The organism is Streptomyces sp. SudanB182_2057 (assembly GCF_964272715.1).
In the GTDB taxonomy this organism is placed as follows: Bacteria; Actinomycetota; Actinomycetes; order Streptomycetales; family Streptomycetaceae; genus Streptomyces; species Streptomyces rubradiris.
This window is the reverse complement of the sequence record NZ_OZ186798.1, coordinates 3,192,949-3,210,643: the sequence shown is the minus strand read 5'-3', so window position 1 is coordinate 3,210,643 and position 17,695 is coordinate 3,192,949. Positions and strand designations below refer to the sequence as shown.

Genomic DNA, 17,695 nt, shown 5'->3' with positions numbered 1-17,695 from the left:
CGTTCTGGTCACAACCGGCCGCGTCCGGATCCGGTCCGGGTATGTGCCTGGCCGGTGGTGCGGCCGGCTGTGCGCTCGGTCCGGCGGTCGATGACCACCGTGTTGCTGGTGTCGGCGGGCAGGTCGGCGCTGCGGCGCAGGCGCCACACCAGCACGTCGCTGACGGACTCGGCGGTATCGAGTTCCCTGCGCCCAGCGGCGTCGGTGAGGAGCGCGACGGGATCACGGCCGGCGGCTTGGATGTCGGCGAGGGTCGCGGCGAGCGCGTACCAGCCGGGCTCGGCCAGGACCTGCTCCGCCAGCTCCGGCACGGCCTGACGCAGCACGGCCGTCTGCTGTTGCAGGAGCGGGCGGCCCAGGCGCCGGCCGCGCCGGTAGAGGGCACCCAGGGGCTGGGCGGCGGCGGCCTGGTAGGCGGCACAAATGTGCTCGGCCGCCTGGCGGGCGGCGGCGGCCTGCTGAGCGTGGCCCTTCTTCGCGTGCCAGTGGAGGGCGGCGGTGACGAGGAAGAACAGCATGTCGATCGCCATCGCGGTGGTCGCGCCGTCCTCCCCGCGGCCGAGCGCGAGACCGCCCTGGACGAGGTCACGGGCGGCCTGCCGCAACGCCCGGCCGTGACCACGCTCGGCCCGCACATGCGACCTGGAAGCCCGCTCGAAGGCGATGGCAGCCTCCCGCAGCTCAGCGCGGGTGTGCGCGGCGGATGTCTTCGCGAGCGCGTCCAGGACCTCACCGGCAGAAGCGATGTACGCGGCGGCAACCGCGTCGTCCTCCTGCTCGATGACGAGCAGCGCCTGCCACGCCGCCGAAGCCGTCTGGCGGCGTGCGGCGGACGGACCGCCTGGCCCCGTAGGCGAGGGCGGCTCGACGGGCGTAACGCTCTGGCCGTCATCGAGGGCGCTGGTGAAGCGCTCCCGGATCCGGGGCAGGGAAAGGTCCGGAGCCAGACGTGCGCCCGGGTAGAAGACCGGCTCGCCATCCTTGTTGCGGTCATCGGGCAGGGCTGCCTTGTAGCCGAGCAGGTCACCCGAGGGCGCGGTGCGCTTGCGGACGAGCAGGCCGGCGGCGGCCAGCCGGTCGAAGAACTCCTCCTCGCCCGCCGCGCCGGCCACCGCGCGCCGTACGGTTTCGCGCAGTTCCTCGCGGGCGGTGCGTTCGCGGCCCTGCTGGGCGGCCTTGTGCCGCTCAGCGCTGGTGGGTCGCTGGGCGGCGGTTCCGTCGCCGGGCGCGACCTGGTGCAGGCCCAGCTCCTGTTCGATCAGGCGGCACTCGGCCTGGGCGCGCTTGCCGGAGCGGTAGTCGTCGGGGCTGCTGCCGTCCTCGCACACCAGGGTGGCGACGATGTGGATGTGATCGTCGGCGTGGCGTACGGCGGCCCAGCGGCAGCCGGGCCGGCCGCCACCGGGATCGATACCGGTGGCGGCCACGATCCGGCGGGCGATCTCGCCCCACTCCTCGTCGGTGAGGATCCGGTCGTCCGCAGCCGCGCGCACGGAGGTGTGCCACACGTGCTTGGCGGGACGGGCATGCCGGGGGAGGGCCATCACGGGCTGGTCGAGGAGCTGCTGGAGGTCTTTGAGGGTGGCGGCTGGGTCGCGGCCGGGGTCGGGGGACATGCCGTCGGACGAGGCCACGAGGTGCGGGTCGGTGTATTCCTCGTGCCTGCCTGGCCCGTAGAGGTAGGCCAGCAGGCCGATCGTCCGGGAGCCGGACTCGTTGACGCTGGGGATCACGACGTGCGCTGCTCGATCAGCTGTGTGGCGGCGGCGTGGACGGTCTCGGCGGCCCGGCGGACGGCGGCGATGGCCGCTTGGAGCTGAGGGGCTTCGGCGCCGGAGTTGAGAGTTTTGACCGCTTGGTTGAGGTTGCTGCCGGCCCAGCCGAGCTTGCGCCGGCTGTCGAACAGGGCGGTGATCACTTCGCGTTCGTCGGCGATCTCGGCGCTGGTGCGGTCGAGATCACGGGCGGCGGCGAGCGCGGAACGGGCGAGGAACCCGGCGACGGACAGGTTGCACCGGGCGGCGGCGGACTTGATCAGGTCGAACTCTTCGTCGTTGAAACGGGTGTTGGGCTGGTGCAGGCGCTTTTTCTCGGGCGGCTGACGCGGACGCTGACGGGCGCGGACAGCGCGGTCACGGCGGCTCTGGTGGTCGGGCGGTTTCTCCTCCTGCCCCGGCTTCGACCCGCCCCCGGTCGAAGCCTCCAGGACCTGCGCCCCCTGGTGCAGGTCCCCTCGCGCCCCCTCGGGGGCGGGTTCGGCGGAAGCTACGCTTCCGCCCCAACTTGCTCGCCCCGAGACCGGGGTGGGGTTGGGAGAGTGCGTCGGGGTGTTGTCGTTGTGCTTCAGGTTCGTCATTGGGATTCGGGTCTCGTGAAGCGGTCATGGGCTGGGTAGTCGCGGCAGTTCGACGGCATTGGTCTAACTCGCGAGGGTCGAGATGGGCCCGTCGGGTTGGACGAGCCACTGGCTGGTCGACGCGGCGTGCTTCGCGGTGGATGCCGCCTGCGGGTGGGCCTCGTGCCGCTCGGGGCGCGGGATCTGAGCTGATCTCCCACGTGAACTCCGCACGGATGGCGTCGAACTCGCTGCATGTCTTGTCGGCGGGCGCTCCTTGTCTCGGTGACGTCCTCGTTCCGCAGTTTCTGCGGAACGAGGCTCAGTGGTCGTCCCGACCGCCTGGCAGCCCCTCACAGGATGATCGGTTGGACGAATTGGTCTGCGGACTGTGCCGGCTCGCGGGGCGGATGCTGTGCCGATGGGCTTTTGGCCGGGACCAGCCGCTTGCTTCCTCTTGCCCTCTGGACTCGGCGTTCGAGGTCGGCCCCGTGTCGGTGGTAGTTGGTCCCCGGTCCCCGTGGGTGATGGTCCCCGGATGGGGGTCCCCGGTCCCCGACTGGTCGGTCCCCAAATACGGTCCCCGTCGGTCCCCTGTCCCCGGTCCCCTGTCCCCTGTCCCCTGTCCCCGTCGGTCCCCGGTCCCCGTCGGTCCCCGGTCCGGTCCCCGTCGGTCCCCGGTCCGGTCCCCGGTCCCCGGGTGGGGTCGGTCCCCGACTTGGTGCCTCTCGGTCCCCGGTACGGTTCAGGCCCCTGAGCAGCCACTTCCGCGGTAAGGCAGCGGTTCGTCGCGCTGGCATCGTCTCGCTCGGCAGCATCCGGCTTAACGGCTCGGTCCCCGCGCCGGTCCCCACTTCGGGGACGTCGGTCCCCATATCGCTGCTCTCGGTCCCCGTGACTTCCTGCGCGCCGCGGTCCGGTCCTGGGGACCAGACCCTGGCTTACGCGGTCGCCGGTCCCCGATCAGGTCGACGTGGCCGCGGGGACCGATCGCGCGCTCGCCACGGTCCCGCTGCCCTCTCCCCACCACACGACAGTGAGGTGATCAGCCGTGTCCCCCTGTCGAGGACGTGACCGGGACGGTCCCCGTCTCCCGCAGCTTGCCGCCCGCTCCGGGCCCCATCCCTCGTGACCGCCGGTGATCATCTGGGACCCGGAAGAGTCGGCCGGGGTGCGTGCCCGGAGCACGGTGCGCACGCCACTTCGAGTCGGTGACGCGCAGACCGTCCTCGCCGAGGTGGTCGAGGTGACCGTGCTGGCGGGCCGAGGCGTGGCTGGCTGGGTCGACCCTGCCAGTCGGTAGCCGAGCGACGGCGGCACCACACTACTGCCTTTACGGTTCAACTTAGGTTCTCTACGGTTCTGGGGGTCGGATTCCGTACCGTGCTGGGGTCGGATTCCGGCACGTCGAGGGGTCGGATTCCGTTACGAGGGGTCGGATTCCGTACCGGTCGGATTCCGGCGAGAGGGGTCGGATTCCGTACCTTCCCAGGGTTAGATTTCGTACCGTCGCAAGTCGCCTTCTCGGCTTCCCGGGCGTCGACACTCATGGTCCCCTGGACGCAAGGATCGACCGGCACCTCGTGGACGACAGTGGTTCATGCAGAGTGGAAGGCATGTAATAACTCCTTCGCAGTGTTGCCATGCTGACGCGGCCGGTGGACTGGGATCAGTGTGGTGGTGGCTGGCGGACGGCGCCTTACCGGGGCGGGTCATGCCGTTCACTAACTCGACGCCCGGGGCAACGAGCATACGCACGGAACCGCGTCAAGATCCAGAGTTGACTCTCAAACTCTGTACTAGTCGCAGAGAGTGATGCGGGGGTGCCCCGGGTTCGACGCTGAGGTGTGCCGATTTGGGCCACCGGACAAGCGTTGTCGCAATCATCCAGAGCAGTCGGCGGGTGCCTATCGGAAGGGGGCGCGTGAGGCAGGGTGCGTCTCTCCTGGCATTCGCTCACGGCAGACAAGAAAGAACCCCGAAAGACTGGACCCTCGGCCGGGATCATGTCAACGTACAACACCTCGGCACGCACCAAGCCAGATGGTGCAGTTACTGCGTCGGGGCCAGGGGGGCGACAGGGTGCGAGGTTCCGCACACCGAGGCAGTTCTGCTGTCGTGGACTTGATAGGCTCGTTCGTCTGATTCCGCTACTCGATCCCCCTCCCTTCATTCCGCTCGCTCTCTCTGCCCTTGGCCCTCCTCCAAGTGGTGGCCACTACGGTGTCGTCTCCACCAGGCTGCCCTTCCGACTCTGCGTCACCGGCCTGTCAGTGACGGCGATCCCAGCTCTGTGCTCATTCCGGCTGGCTCCCTGGTTGCCGGCCCGTGACGCTCGGGTCCGTCCGGCGCGGCGCGCAACATAGACCATGATCGCCGGTTAGCCAAACCGGCGATCACCGCGACCATTGATGTGTTCGCGCTCGGTCGCGCTCGGCGGCGGAGTTATGGCGAACGCAGTGAGTTACGCGTCAACTCCCATGGGGAGAAGGACGCGCCCTCTGCTGCACAGATGACCGTGGTGCCCGTCGCTGAATTGCAACGGTACCTCAGCCGTTGGAGGGTGATGCAAATACTCTTTGGGACCCGGGGGTTCGCCGAGCGAGCGGGCAGGTGGTGAATTGACCGCTGGAGGGAGCAATCGACTGCTGACCCCGGAAGAGGTGGCCGAGTGGCTTAGGGTCAGTGAGATCACCGTCAAGAACAAGTACCGGACGTGGGGACTCAAGGCTCAGAAGGTCGGACGTCTCCTGAGATTCCGTGAGCGCGACATCATCGCCTACCTCGATGACAACTACAGGTAACGGCTGCCCGGCCGTGCCTCAGAACACGAAAGGCTGCGTTTGGCTACCGTCTTCCAGCGCTGCAAGTCCGACCCCAAGGTCTCCACCTATCCGTGCACGAAACCCCGGTGCGGTCATCCGTGGACCGTGCGGTATCGCGAGCCCGGCGGCAGGACCGCGCGTCAGCGGGAGAAGACCTTCGACAAGAAGACCGGGCCGAACGGAGCCGACGCCTTCGCCGCAAGGGTCGAGGCCGACAAGGACGAGGGTCTCTATATCGACCCCAACGCGGGAAAGATCACGGTCCGCGCCTACGCCGAGGACTGGCTCGCCCGCCGAATCGTCGCGGAGTCCACGTACGCGAATTACAAGGGCTTCATCGACAACCACCTCATACCGAGACTCGGCCGCAAGACGATCGCAGGGGTCACGAAGAGGGACATCGAGCACTTCAAGGCGGCCATCGCCAAGGAACTGGCGGCCAGCACGGTCTATGACCGGATGAAGATGGTGAAGCACATCTTCTGGTCCGCGAAGGAGGAGAAGCGGATCCGGGAAGACCCGACCAAGGAGGTGAAGAACGCCCCCGGAAACCATGCGGTGGACGAGGACGAGATCCCCACCCTGGCCGAGGTCCGCCTCCTGCACGAGCACATGTCTCCGCAGTACAAGCTGACCGTCTGGCTCCAGGCAGGGGCCGGTCTTCGAGTCAGCGAGACCCTGGCCTTCCACGTCGGCTGCCTGCGGAACGACGTGATCCGCATCCGCTGGCAGATCAGCTCGAAGGCTCACCGCGAGGACTGCAAGACCCGCCTCGTCCCCCTCAAGCACCGTGAGGAGGGCGAGTACCGCGATGTGCCCGCCGCAGGTTTCCTCTGTGCCGAGATCGACGCCCACGAGGAACTGTGGAAGCCGGTTCCGCTCACCTTCCAGACCGCAGCGGGGAAGACGCGGCAGGTCGAAGTGTTCTTCGCGCCCCGCGAGCGCGGGAAGGGCATCATGCCCACAGCCAACACCTACACGTACCACTTCAGGAAGGCGTGCGTGGCGGCCGGGCTGGTGGACGCCGAGGGCAAACCGAAGTACCACCCCCACTCGTTGCGGCACTTCTTCGCCTCGACCGCGTTGGCGGCCGGTATCCCGATCCACGAGGTCTCGCGCTGGCTCGGCCACAAGTCGATCAAGACCACGGTCGACATCTACGGGCACCTGGTCCCGGAGTCATGGGACCGATGCCGCGACATCATGCAATCCGCCTTCGCGTCCGCAGCCTGAGCGATCGCCCGTGCCGGGTCCGGCCCCCGCCCGCCCCCTCGCCGCCGACTCAGTAGCGCGCTCCCAGAGCGGCACTGAGCATTCTGCGGGCGGGTTGTGCCTGAGCGCCGGCCTTGCCGGGCACCGTCATCCTCCCTTGCGCCGGTGCGGCGGTGCGACGAGGGATGTAGACGCGTGTGACCTCGATGGTCATCGCGCGGGGCAGAACGTAGGTGTTGCCGTCCTCGAATCGAAGGAGCTTGCGCCGACCGTTGACCTCGCGTACGTCGGCCACGACATGAGGGATGCCGCCCACGCTGATCACATCACCACGGCGGACGCTGTCGCCAGTGATGTTGACGGTCTGCACGATCTCTTGCGACATGTCGAGCTCCCGGTCTAGATGAGGTGGTTGGGGTGTGGAAGCCGCTTCCTGCTTGGGGCCGCGATCGCGACAGGTGGCCATCGGTCGGCCCTCTGGGCGGCCGGCGAAGCCGTCCAACGGCTGACTCGCCGCTGTCACGCCGTAACTCCGCCAGACGCCATGAACGGCAGGCAGGAAGGAGGCGGCTGGAGGAGGAGAGGGTAGTGGTGCTTGCGGCTGACGAACGCGGTGACGGTGATCCTCCTCGGCGCGTCCGAGAGTGACGTCGAGGGGGCGAGTCCCCCTTGTCGCGTTGGTCAGCATCCGATCACCACCGACGTCTCGACCAACCCGGTTACGCTGTCGGCCTTCTCCAGGCGATCGGCCAGTTCGAGGGTGACCTCGCCCAGCCGCCGGAGGAACCCCAGTGCCTGCCGCGGGTCAGTGGGCAACCGTTCTGATTGCAGTGTGCGCGCCCGTTCGATCAACCCGGTGATGTCCGGATGCTTTCGTTCGACCTCGTCTCGTCGGCCCCGGTGTACGAGCTGGGTGATTGCCGCGCGGAAGCGCTGGGCGAGTTCGACAGGGTCCTCGTAATCAGGCGCCGCGACGCTGCACTTCCTCCGTCTGAGAACGCCGACGGCGTGATGGCTGACCTCGTCGCCGAAGATCGTGTCGAGGCCGTCGAACACGGAGTCCCAGTCCACCGGGGTCCAGCCACGCATCTTTTCCAGTACCTGCTGGTAGCCCTGCACACCGAGCGATGGCTCGGCAGGGGCAGCGGGGACGGTGGGGTCCTTCTCCCGTACCGGCAGGGGTGAGCGGCATCCGGCCTGGTCCCGTAGAGCGGCGTGCGTCATCGGCTCACCGCCACGCTCAGCTCACACCAGGTGGCGGTGCCGTCGCAGCTGACTCCCCAGGTCCCCTGTCGGTTGTCCGCGATCGCCTTCACAAGCAGCAGGCCACGGCCGTGCTCGTCGTCATCGCGGGGCCTGCGGAGAATGGGCCGGTGCCTGGTTACTTGGTGACGGACGTCAATCCGGAGGACGCCGTCCTGGACCGCCATGGACAAGGTGATCACGTCGGTGCCGCTGTGCAGGAAGGCGTTGGTGACCAGTTCGGACACGACGAGCCGGACGTCGCCGGTCAAGAGCGAGGGGACAGCCCACTTCCGCATCAACGCATCGGCGATACGCCTTGCCTGGCCGGCGCATGTCGGAGACGGGGGCATGGCGACCTGGAACTCGGCCGGAGACTGGGCGCCGTGTTCGCCAGTAGAGAGGTGCATGCGGGTGCTCCGCTCGTTCGAGTAGCTGGCTCTACAAGAGCGAACCGCTTAACCCGGGAGCCCGGCATGGGGCCAAGGGGTCGGGGGTGGTCAACGTGGTCAAAGATCGTCTACGGGGGTCCTGCAGACGGTCCCCGCCGGAAACCGGCACGGGATCAGGCGGAAAGTGCCGACGTCGGCCGGGACGCGTCGCGCGGAGGTGTCCGTTCCCGGTACGGCGGCCGAGGACCGTCTCGGTGCTGGCCCTGCCCATCCGAAGCCACCACTGAGTGACGTTCCGCGGTCTTACGCATACCCAACGGCAGGCCCGCATCTACGGTGGACGCGTATCTGGTCCCGCCTTGCCACTGTTGAGCGGGCCGGACAACCTGGTCGGAGATCGCTTTCAATGCTGGGGGCGCAGGATGGCGCGCGAGAGGAACGAGCGGTTAGCCGCGCTCTTGCTGGAAGCCGGTTGGACACGGGCGCAGACGGCCACCGCGTACAACCGTGTCGCCGCCGAGACGCTGAACGGCGAGGTACGGGAGAACTCCAGGATCGGGCGCTCGCACGTGAGCATGTGGGTGGGAGGAGCGCGCCCGTCGGGCATCGCGCCCGCTATCTTGTGCGAGGCGCTGTCCCGTCGTCTGAAGCGTGAGATCACGCCCCAGGAGGCCGGGTTAGCGGCCTCCACCTCACCGGCGCACGGAGCACTGGACTGGCACGTCGACCCTTTGACCGCGCTGAAGGATTTGGGGAGCGGATTGGACACGGACCGGCGTCGGCTGCTGAGGAACGGGGTCTACTCCGCCGCGGCATTGGTCCTTCCGGACGAGACCTGGTGGGAGGCGATGTCCCGACCGCCGGCGGACGCGGGAGCCGGGGGTAGACGTGTCGGTCAGGGAGACGTCGAGACCGTTCGGGAGCTGACTCTCGCGTTCTCGCGCATGGACCAGCGGCGCGGTGGCGGCCACGGGCGCCGGGCGGTTGACGAGTACCTGCGTCATGAGGCCCTGGGCTTCCTTCGCGGGCGGTTCACCGACGAGCAGAGCCGGCGTGCCATGTTCTCCGCTACCGCGGAACTGGCCTACGTGTCGGGCTGGATGGCCTTCGACAACAGCGAACACGCCGTGGCACTCCAGCGCTTCAACACCGCGGTGAAACTGGCGGCGCGGGCCGGCGACGCTCCCTTGAGCGGGCACATCCTGCGGGCGATGGCGCACCAAGCGCTCGACCTGGGGTTCCGCCGCGAAGCCCTCCAGATCGCCCAGGCGTCGGTGCACGGCCAGCGGTACGCGGCTGCCACCCCGCGCGAGCGAGCCCTGCTCGGTGTGGTGCACGCCCGCACGCTGGCCGCCAACGACCGCCGTCAGGAAGCCGCCCAGGCGCTGCTGCGGGCCGAGGATGATCTTTCGGGCGCGCACGACGGTATCCGGGAGCCGGACCGGACGTTCTTCTTCGGCGAGGCTTCCCTGGCCCATGAAACCGCCTGCACCCTGCGAGACCTTGGCGACCATCAGCGTGCGGTCAAGCAGTTCCGGCGGTCTGTGCGGACGCGCGGAGCGGCGTTCCGGCGCACCCACGCCGTCACCCTCGGGTACATGGGTGCGACCCAGATCGCCCAAGGTGCCGTCGAGGAGGCGTGTGCGACCTGGACCAGCGTCCTGGACGCTATGGAAGACGGCATCTACTCCGGCCGGGCCCGGCAGACGGTGGTCGACATGCGGCACCTGCTGTCGCCCTACCGCAAGCGCGGGATCCGCGCGGTCAGCGCTCTCGACGCCCGCGCGGCCACGTATCTCGCCCAAGTAGATTGATCAGGCGCGTCGTTCAGGGCGAGTCGGAGGGTTGGTGCCGTGGTGCTGGAGATCAGGCCGATCGGAACGGTGGTCGAAGGGCGCACCGAGGTGGCGGACGACTACTGGGGTGGCGTCGAGTCCGTGATCCAGCTCGATGAGTCGGAGTTCCCTCTCGACTCCGTGCAGGGACTGGACGAGTTCTCGCACCTGGTGGTCGTGTGGCACTTCGACAAGGCATCGCCCAGTGACGTCGAGTACCACGCGCGCAGTCCGAGGGGGAACCCGGACTGGCCGGCCACGGGAACGTTCGCGCACCGCAATCACCGCCGCCCCAACCAGCTCGCGCAGAGCTTCCCCCGGCTCCTCAGGGTCGACGGGCTCAGGCTGCATGTGACCGACCTGGACGCCGTCGTCGGCACGAAGATCTACGACCTGTCGCCGTACTTCGAGGAGATGGGACCGCGGGGACCCGTGCGGGAGCCGGCCTGGCCTGGGGAGATGCTGAAAGACTACTGGGCCGACAAGTCCTCTTGAGCGCCCTGGGCAAGGCTTCGGGCGCCGGGACCGTCACGTTCTCCACCCGGCACCCGGAGTGCACTGCCCGGAGTGGAACTGGTTCTGGGCCGGCTGTCCGATCGTGTAGCGGACGGTGTTGTCCAGGCGGGTGGTGAAGTTGCCCGCCGGGTCCCGAGTGAGCAGGAGCAGGGGCTCGGTGGCGGCCAGGTCGGGGGTGTCGGTGATGCCGCCGACTTTGCGGGTGGCGGTGACGGCGACGAGGTCATCGCCGGATGCTGCGGTGTCGAGGTACGCGGTGTTGCGACGGCCGCGCTCCCCGTTGAGCAGGCACTTGGCGGCGCCGAGGACGCCGAGGGTGAGGCAGCCGCCGATCAGGACCACGGTGGTGCCCTGGTCGAGGGTGAGGCGGGTGATCACGCTCAGGTCGGCCAGCAGTTCGCCCTCGGGTGCCCACAGAGGGGCCAGGCGGATCTCCTGACCGTCGGGAAAGGTGATGGCCGGATCCGGGGGCGGGGCGAAGCGGTAGGGCAGGTGGGGTCCGAACTCGGCGTACGCGGAGTTGCGGTCCGGGGCGCCCAGGATGATCAGGCTGTCGGGTTCGGCGTTGTAGTACTCGCCGGGGCGGAAGTCGCGGATGGTGGCCGCAGGGAATCTCTGGGCCAGGTGGACGCGGACGTAGAACAGCGCGTCCAGGTCGGCGAAGCCGGCGTATCTGGCGTACAGCGGGTCGCTGGGGTGTTGCCTGGGCCGGTCGGTGGCGGGGAGGGCGGAGCAGATCACGTCCACGCGGGAGCCGGTGGTGATGCCGAAGAACCGGCTCGTCCCGTCGTCCGGGGTTGTCCCGGTGGCGGGGGAGGCGCTGGCCGGTGCGGGTGTCTCGGTGACGTAGCTGCCGTCGGAGATGAACAGGGCGAGCGTGTCCAGTGCCTGTCCAGCGTGACGGCGTACGGTCTTGGCCGAGCAGCCCAGCACCCGGGCGAGGGATTCCTGCCGCTCGGTCAGCGTCGGCCAGGAGTGCTCACCCAGCAGGTTGAAGTCCGCGGCGGCATAGCGGCGCTCGTGCGGGGTCAGCGCGTCGATCGCCCTGCGCAATGCGGCCACCAGACGTGTGGTCTCGCTCGCTGTGTGAGACAGCGTCGGGGTCCGGGCGAGCAGCAGCGTCTTCAGAGGAACGCTGAGCGCGGTGACGGCTCCGGGGTGGCCGAGAGCGGGGCCTTGGCGGAGCCGCAACAACTCAGCACGGACTTCCTCCGGGGAGAGCCGGGTCGGGGGAGTGGCCATGTGTCCAACAGACGGCCAGCGGCCGGAATCTGCCTTGTTTTTGGGGCAGTTGGCGGGATGTCCCGTCAAAGGGGTGCGTGGGGATGGTAGGGGCCTTCCTTCTCACCGCTGGAGGTGAAGATGCACGCCGCCGTCATTCCGGCCCCCGCTCGGGGGCCGCAGCCCCCGCCCCCTCCACCACCCCCTCCTCCGTCTCCGCCGGCCCCGCCGCCTCCGGGCGGTGGCAACTGAGGTCGCCGCTGGCTGACAGCTCCTGAGCGCCCGGTGCCGGACGGAAGAACGCCGGCACCGGGCCTCCCCCCCATGCCACCGAAGGAGATGACGGTTGTGAACCGAACGCCGGCCAACATCCTCGTGCTCAACCCCGACGAACTCGGCCCCGACCCGGTGCCGGGCATGGACCTGGCGGTGAAGCTGGGCATAGGGCATCTGGAGATCCGCTCGGCCGCGGGCGCCAACGCCGTGACGCTGCCCGCCGACCAGCTGCGGCACATCCGAGCCCTGGCCGACGAGCGCGGCCTGAAGGTGGCGGCGCTTGCCTCACCGCTGTGGAAGTGGTGCCGTCCCGAAGCCACGCCAGGGAGAGTCGACACCTTCGGCTTCCCCACCCAGGTCCCGCCCGAGGACCGGCTGGGCTGGATCGAGCGGACCATTGAGGCAGCGCGCATCCTCGGCGCCCCGGTCGTGCGGATCTTCTCCCACCTGCACGTCGAGCCGGAGCTGACCGAGCAGCTGCTCGGTGACCCGCTGCTGGCGAAGGCCCTGGAAGCGGCAGCCACGGCCGGGGTGCGGTTGCTGCTGGAGAACGAGCCGGTGTGCACCGTCGCCCACACCGAACCGCTCCTTCAGGTCTTGGACCGATACAGCGGGCAGGGACTGGGTCTGTGGCTGGACGTGGCCAACCTCCATGAAGTCGGCCAGGCCACCCGCGGCACGGTGAAGGCCCTGGCCCCCTACGTGGGATACGTGCACGTCAAGGACTACCAACCCACCGACGGCGGCGGCCGGTCCTTCTGCCCGGCCGGGGAGGGCGTGGTGCCGTACGACCAGGTGCTCCCGTTGCTGCACGCCGTTCACCCGGCGCTGCCGTACGCGCTGGAGACCCACGTGCGCGACGCCCCCGCCAAGGCGCTCACAGCGGGTGCCGCGTTCTTGCGCTCGGCCGTCCCGGGCGGCGTCGCGTGAAGCGGGTGCTGCTGGCCGGGGCGGGGGAGGTCGGTGCCAAGCACCTCGCTGCCTTCGCCGGCACGCCTGGCGTGATGGTCGCGGGGGTCGCCGACCCTGCCCCGCGCACCGACGTCCCGAGGGGCGTTCCGGTGTTCGCCTCCTGGCGGGCGGCACTGAAGTCGCTGGAGCCGGACCTCGTAGTGGTGGCGACCCCACCCGGGACCGCCCTGACCGTAGCCCGGAACGCCGCCCAGGCCGGGGCCATGGTGCTCGTGGAGAAGCCCGCCACCACCGACCCCGCTGCCCTGACATCCCGGCCGGGCGACGAACGGATCTTCGTCGCGTTCCAGCCGCACTTCGCCCCCGGCCTCGATCACCTGCTCACCTCGCCTCCGGCCGTCCTACGCGCGGACGTGATGCTGGCCGTGCGACGCGATCCCGGCTACTTCCGCGGCTGGCGCCGTACCTACGCCACCGCCGGCGGAGTGCTGCACCAGCAGGCCATCCACGGCCTGGCACTCGCCCTGCGGATCGTCCCCGGCGACATCGAGACGGTCGACGCCGAGGTCGCGCACCGCCGGGGCCTGGCCGAGACCGAGGACCGAGTCACAGCCGTTGTCACCCTGACCGGCGGGACCACGGTGCGCATCGACGCACGCGTGGACCACTCCGGCCCGGCGGCCCACGAACTCACCCTGTACCTCGCCGACGGACGCCTCCTTCAGGTACGCGGCCGGAACCTCGAAGCCGGACTCGGCACCCCGGCCACCGCTCTCAGCCATGAGGAACTGCGGCGCGCGATGTACGCCGCAGTGCTGGACGCCGCCGACGGGCGTCCAACCCATCTCTGCCTGTTCCCGCTGACGGCGCTGCGGCGCCCACTGGAGGTGATCGACCGTGTCTACCGTGACGCCCGCGTCGTACGGGTTACGGACTCCGCTGCCGCATGAACTGCCCGTCGAGGTCGTCGAACGCAAGGGCATCGGCCACCCCGACACCCTCGCCGACGGCATCGCCGAACTCGCCTCCATCCGCTACAGCCGGCACTGTCTGGACGTGGCGGGGGCGGTACTGCACCACAACCTGGACAAGGTCGCCGTGCTCGGCGGCCGGGCCGCGTTCACCGACACCGACGGCGTCTACGACCGGCCGCTGCGGGTCGTGTTCGGCGGCCGGATCTCCACCACCTTCGCCGGGCGCCCACTGCCGGTGCGGGACATCCTGGAACAGGCGGCCGTCGACCACCTGCGCACCGCGCTGCCGGGCTTCGACCGCGTGAGGCTGGAGGTCCGGCACGAGACGACCGACTCCTCCAAGTTCCCGCACTGGTTCGCCCCACGATCGCTGGAGGATCTGCCGGAGCGGCCTCGGGCGTTCTCCAACGACACCGCCTACCTCGTCGGCTCCGCCCCGCGCACGGCCACCGAGACAGTGGTGCTGCTGACCGAGGCGTGGTTCCGCCGCCTGCCCTGGGCGGGCAGCGACATCAAGGCCCTCGCCGTCCGCGACGGCGCGACCTGGACGGTGACCGTGTGCGTGCCCGCTCTGGCCGGACAGCTGACCAGCGCGGCCGAATTCGACGACGCGGTCACCGCCGCGGCCGGCGAACTGACCGAGCTGCTGGCCGAACGGCTGCCGGGCAGGGCGACGGTGGTGTGCAACACCCGCGGCAGCCGCACCGGCCCGATCTCCGGCCAGTACTTCACGCTCTCCGGATCGGCCGTCGACTACGGCGAGGACGGGCTGGTCGGCCGGGGAAACGCCCGTACGGGAGTGATCAGCGGCGCCCACCTCGCGGGCAACGAGGCCACCGCCGGGAAGAACCCGGCCTACCACGTCGGCAAGGTGGGCGGATGGCTCGCCGATACCGCCGCCCGCACGGTGGCCGCCGAGTTCGGCCCGTGCCGCATCGGGCTGCTGTGGCGCAACGGCGCCGCGTACGACGACCCGGCCTCGATCGAGATCACCACCGGCCACCAGGCACCGCCCGGGGCGACGGAGGAACTGGTGCGGGCCACGCTGTCCCGGACCGACTGGATGGATGACCTGCTGGCCGGCCGCTACCTGCCCACCATCGAACCGGTCGAGCATCTGCTCGTTGAACTGGAACGGGCTGCCGGATGACCACGCACCGACTCACCACCGGCCACGTCTCGGCCCTCCTATTACTGCCCGAGGAACTGGACACCGCGCCCGCGCAGGCCGCCGACCGGTCCCTGCCCGGCGGCTGGACCCTGAAGGCCACCCCGGACACCAAGACGGCGGCCGACATCGAGATCACCACAGGAGCGGCGGCCGTCACCATCGGGAAGGACACCGTGCGCCTGCGACTTCCCACCGCCGTGGCCGCCTCGGACACCCTGGCCTACGCCACCTACACCGCGACCGAACGCATCCGCCAGCAGCAGCGCAGGGCCACCGTGCACGCCACCGCCCTGATCGCGCCCGACGGCCAGGCGGTACTGCTGATCGGAACGAAGGGCGCCGGCAAGACCTCCACCGCGATCGCCCTGGCGGGCCGCGGCTGGACCCACGCCGGTGACGACCTGATCGTCCTCGGCGAGTGGGGCGACGGCGGCCTTGCGGTGTGGCCGGGGAAGCCCACCGCAGCCATCCGCGACCCGACCCGGCCCCTCGCGCCCAAGACCCACTACCTTCTAGAGCCGTTCGCCACCGGCCCGGCGTCACTGGCGAGGGTCGTGCGCGTGGCCGTCCACCCGACTCTTGCCCAAGCGTCGATGACGCCCGCAGTGCCGCTCTCGGTGAACGAGCGGCTGCGGCTGCACGAGATGCTGGCCCGCTACATCTCCGGCCTGCCCACTCCGGTGACCGGCGTCTCCGGAGTGCCGTACGGACCGGTGTGGCCGCTGGACACCCCCGACCTGGCCTGCTGGCGCAGTCACCTCATTACCGCGCTCGCGGGCTGCCGGTTCGACTACCTGCACGCCCCCGACCCCGAGACGGCCGCCGACCTGCTGACCGAAGAGGGGACCACATGAAGGCTGCCGCGATCCTGCCCAGCCGCTACGAGCCGGCCACCATCAGCGCCGTCACTGCCGCCGTCGACACCGCCCTCGGCAACGTGCCGGCGGTCATCGTCAACGCCGACTCCTCCGACACCCCGACCACCACCAAGAACTTCGCCGCGACCGGCACCCGGGCGAAGAAGGCGCCGCTGGCCAGCCTGACGCGGGGCAAGGGCGCCCAGATCCTGGCCGCCGCCCGCCGTCCAGAACTCGCCGACGCCGAGGTGGTACTGATCGCGGACACCGACACCCGCAACCCCGACCCGGCCGTCTACGCCGCCCTGCTGCACCACGTACGGGCCGGAGCCGCCCTGGCGATCGCCGACTACCCGAGACACTGGGACGAAGCCAACCTCACCAATCACCTCGCCCGGCCGTTGATCGCCGCCACCACTGGCCACGACGTCCCCCAGCCTCTCGCAGGCGACCTGGCCCTCTCCCGCCAGGCACTCGCTGCTGTCCTCCGCGCCGTCGAAGCCCTGCCACGGGAACTGTCGGAATGCGTGGACGGCTACGGCATCGACGCGTTCCTCCTGCTCACCGCCACTGCCATCGGGCCCCTCGCCTCCGTACGGATCGACAGGCCCAAGCAGCACGCCGGCTCCTTCCCCCACCTCCCGGCCATCTACCACCAGGCCGTCCCCGTCCTGCTGCACCTGACCGCGACGCGGACGCCACCGCCCGTACCGCCGGGCGGTGAAGCGACCGCGTACCGCGCTTCCCACCGCGCGGTCGAGCCCGCCCGCCTCCAGACCATGCTCACCACGCTGGAGAGCCTTGGCCAACACCCAGACGGATACGATGAACACCCGTGGCCGCAGCCCGCCGTAGACGCCTGGCACGCCGTCCGCTCCGGGGTTCCAGTGGTGGAAGCGGCCCGCCGGCTGTGGCCGCATTACCTCCGCCGCGTGGCCGACTGGCTCACCACCGGACAGTACGCCGCGCCCCGGCAGCGGGCCGAGATACTCGCCACCGCGCACACCCGCCTGCACACCGCCGTCCTCACCGCCGCAGGAGCCCGCCGATGACCGCCGCCCCGACCTCCAGTTTCTCCGCCTTCGCCCTGGAGCCCTTCCCCGAACTCCAGCCGGGCGACGATCTCGCCGGCACCATCATCGGCGTCCTCAGCCGCACCGGCACCGAACTGCAGGACGGGGACATCGTCGTCGTCGCCAGCAAGGCCGTGTCCGTGGCGGAGAAGCGGTACGTCGACCTGGCCGACGTCACCCCCGGCCCCGAGGCACTCGCCCTGTCCGCCAAGACGGGCAAGCCAGCCGAGATCGTGCAACTGATCCTCGACTCCTCCACCGAGCACTTCCTGGCCACCGACAAGGGGCCGATCATCGCCCGCCACACGCTCGGCTACCAGCTCACCTCCGCCGGGATCGACCGGGCCGGCACCGAAGGCGCCTGGCTGCTACCCGCAGACCCCGACGCCTCCGCCCGCTCCCTGCGCGACGCCCTGCACACCTACTCCGGTACCACCGTCGCCGTGGTCATCGCCGACTCCGACGGCCGCGCCGACCGGCACGGCGCCACCGTCATCTCCATCGGCGCGGCAGGCGTGGCGCCCCTCCGGGTGACGGAGCACGGCGGCAAACGGCAGGAGGAGACCTTCACGGACCTCATCGCCGCGGCAGCCGGCATCATCCTCGGCCAGCGCGGCCGTGGCGCCCCGGTCGCGGTCCTGCGCGGCATCGCGTACGACCCCAGTGATGACGGTGTGGCCGCGATGCTCCATCACCGGCCGTAAGCTCGCCGTCCTCGGCTCGCCACCGGACAGATCTCGTGTGCGTGCTACACCAAGCTGCGTACACCGAGTTCTGCTTTAGACGTTGGCGGCGGTCCCGGAGCCAACGCCCACTGGCTCGCCGCAGACGGATACACAGCGCAGGTTGTGGGC

16 protein-coding genes are annotated in these 17,695 nt (G+C 69.9%); 10 read left to right on the top strand and 6 right to left on the bottom strand.

Translation table 11 applies throughout. The annotated features are described in order from the left end of the window. Window positions 1-8 precede the first annotated feature (8 nt). Both ACSURM_RS13645 and ACSURM_RS13640 read right to left on the bottom strand, forming a co-directional pair. Window positions 9-1,733, bottom strand: coding sequence for a relaxase/mobilization nuclease domain-containing protein (locus ACSURM_RS13645; protein WP_436955256.1), 1,725 nt, complete (start codon window positions 1,731-1,733; stop codon window positions 9-11). Further along, window positions 1,730-2,356, bottom strand: coding sequence for a plasmid mobilization protein (locus tag ACSURM_RS13640; protein WP_436955255.1), 627 nt, complete (start codon window positions 2,354-2,356; stop codon window positions 1,730-1,732). Before ACSURM_RS13640 ends, ACSURM_RS13645 begins: the two co-directional genes overlap by 4 nt. 2,558 nt (window positions 2,357-4,914) lie before the next feature. Between ACSURM_RS13640 and ACSURM_RS13635 the strand changes: the two genes are divergently transcribed. Both ACSURM_RS13635 and ACSURM_RS13630 read left to right on the top strand, forming a co-directional pair. Beyond that, entirely contained in the window at window positions 4,915-5,139 is a 225-nt protein-coding gene (locus tag ACSURM_RS13635) for a helix-turn-helix domain-containing protein (RefSeq protein WP_436955254.1), read from the top strand. 126 nt (window positions 5,140-5,265) lie between these two features. Further along, complete coding sequence (locus ACSURM_RS13630; protein WP_436955253.1) at window positions 5,266-6,393, top strand: tyrosine-type recombinase/integrase; 1,128 nt, start codon at window positions 5,266-5,268, stop codon at window positions 6,391-6,393. Between the two features lie 49 nt (window positions 6,394-6,442). Here ACSURM_RS13630 and ACSURM_RS13625 read toward each other — a convergent pair whose 3' ends face one another. From ACSURM_RS13625 to ACSURM_RS13615, 3 genes are all read right to left on the bottom strand, one after another. Beyond that, window positions 6,443-6,757: a hypothetical protein gene (locus ACSURM_RS13625; protein WP_436955252.1), complete on the bottom strand. Its 315-nt coding sequence runs from the start codon at window positions 6,755-6,757 to the stop codon at window positions 6,443-6,445. Between the two features lie 296 nt (window positions 6,758-7,053). After that, entirely contained in the window at window positions 7,054-7,596 is a 543-nt protein-coding gene (locus ACSURM_RS13620) for a DUF6415 family natural product biosynthesis protein (protein ID WP_436955251.1), read from the bottom strand. Beyond that, window positions 7,593-8,024 (bottom strand): ATP-binding protein, encoded by a 432-nt coding sequence (locus tag ACSURM_RS13615; RefSeq protein WP_436955250.1) that lies wholly within the window; start codon window positions 8,022-8,024, stop codon window positions 7,593-7,595. Before ACSURM_RS13615 ends, ACSURM_RS13620 begins: the two co-directional genes overlap by 4 nt. A gap of 404 nt (window positions 8,025-8,428) precedes the next feature. On the opposite strand from ACSURM_RS13615, the gene ACSURM_RS13610 reads away from it, so the two are divergent. Both ACSURM_RS13610 and ACSURM_RS13605 read left to right on the top strand, forming a co-directional pair. Beyond that, the gene (locus tag ACSURM_RS13610; protein WP_436955249.1) at window positions 8,429-9,820 is read left to right on the top strand and encodes a Tat pathway signal protein; all 1,392 of its coding nucleotides are present in this window, start codon (window positions 8,429-8,431) and stop codon (window positions 9,818-9,820) included. A gap of 39 nt (window positions 9,821-9,859) precedes the next feature. Further along, window positions 9,860-10,336 (top strand): TrmO family methyltransferase domain-containing protein, encoded by a 477-nt coding sequence (locus ACSURM_RS13605; RefSeq protein ID WP_436955248.1) that lies wholly within the window; start codon window positions 9,860-9,862, stop codon window positions 10,334-10,336. A 33-nt stretch (window positions 10,337-10,369) separates the two neighbouring features. Here ACSURM_RS13605 and ACSURM_RS13600 read toward each other — a convergent pair whose 3' ends face one another. Further along, window positions 10,370-11,599, bottom strand: a complete 1,230-nt coding sequence (locus tag ACSURM_RS13600) for a hypothetical protein (protein WP_436955247.1) — start codon at window positions 11,597-11,599, stop codon at window positions 10,370-10,372. A 327-nt stretch (window positions 11,600-11,926) separates the two neighbouring features. Here ACSURM_RS13600 and ACSURM_RS13595 point away from each other — a divergent pair, with 327 nt between their 5' ends. From ACSURM_RS13595 to ACSURM_RS13570, 6 genes are read left to right on the top strand one after another with little or no spacing between them, the layout of a single operon-like run. Continuing rightward, window positions 11,927-12,784 (top strand): sugar phosphate isomerase/epimerase family protein, encoded by an 858-nt coding sequence (locus ACSURM_RS13595; RefSeq protein ID WP_436955246.1) that lies wholly within the window; start codon window positions 11,927-11,929, stop codon window positions 12,782-12,784. Beyond that, window positions 12,781-13,716, top strand: a complete 936-nt coding sequence (locus tag ACSURM_RS13590) for a Gfo/Idh/MocA family protein (protein ID WP_436955245.1) — start codon at window positions 12,781-12,783, stop codon at window positions 13,714-13,716. The genes ACSURM_RS13595 and ACSURM_RS13590 overlap by 4 nt, the downstream gene beginning before the upstream one ends. Next, a complete protein-coding gene (locus tag ACSURM_RS13585; protein WP_436955244.1) occupies window positions 13,664-14,890 on the top strand; it encodes a methionine adenosyltransferase in 1,227 nt (408 codons plus the stop codon). Before ACSURM_RS13590 ends, ACSURM_RS13585 begins: the two co-directional genes overlap by 53 nt. After that, window positions 14,887-15,765, top strand: a complete 879-nt coding sequence (locus ACSURM_RS13580; protein ID WP_436955243.1) for a hypothetical protein — start codon at window positions 14,887-14,889, stop codon at window positions 15,763-15,765. Before ACSURM_RS13585 ends, ACSURM_RS13580 begins: the two co-directional genes overlap by 4 nt. Next, the gene (locus ACSURM_RS13575) at window positions 15,762-16,820 is read left to right on the top strand and encodes a hypothetical protein (protein WP_436955242.1); all 1,059 of its coding nucleotides are present in this window, start codon (window positions 15,762-15,764) and stop codon (window positions 16,818-16,820) included. The genes ACSURM_RS13580 and ACSURM_RS13575 overlap by 4 nt, the downstream gene beginning before the upstream one ends. Continuing rightward, a complete protein-coding gene (locus tag ACSURM_RS13570) occupies window positions 16,817-17,545 on the top strand; it encodes a coenzyme F420-0:L-glutamate ligase (RefSeq protein WP_436955241.1) in 729 nt (242 codons plus the stop codon). Before ACSURM_RS13575 ends, ACSURM_RS13570 begins: the two co-directional genes overlap by 4 nt. The last annotated feature ends 150 nt before the right edge of the window (window positions 17,546-17,695 follow it).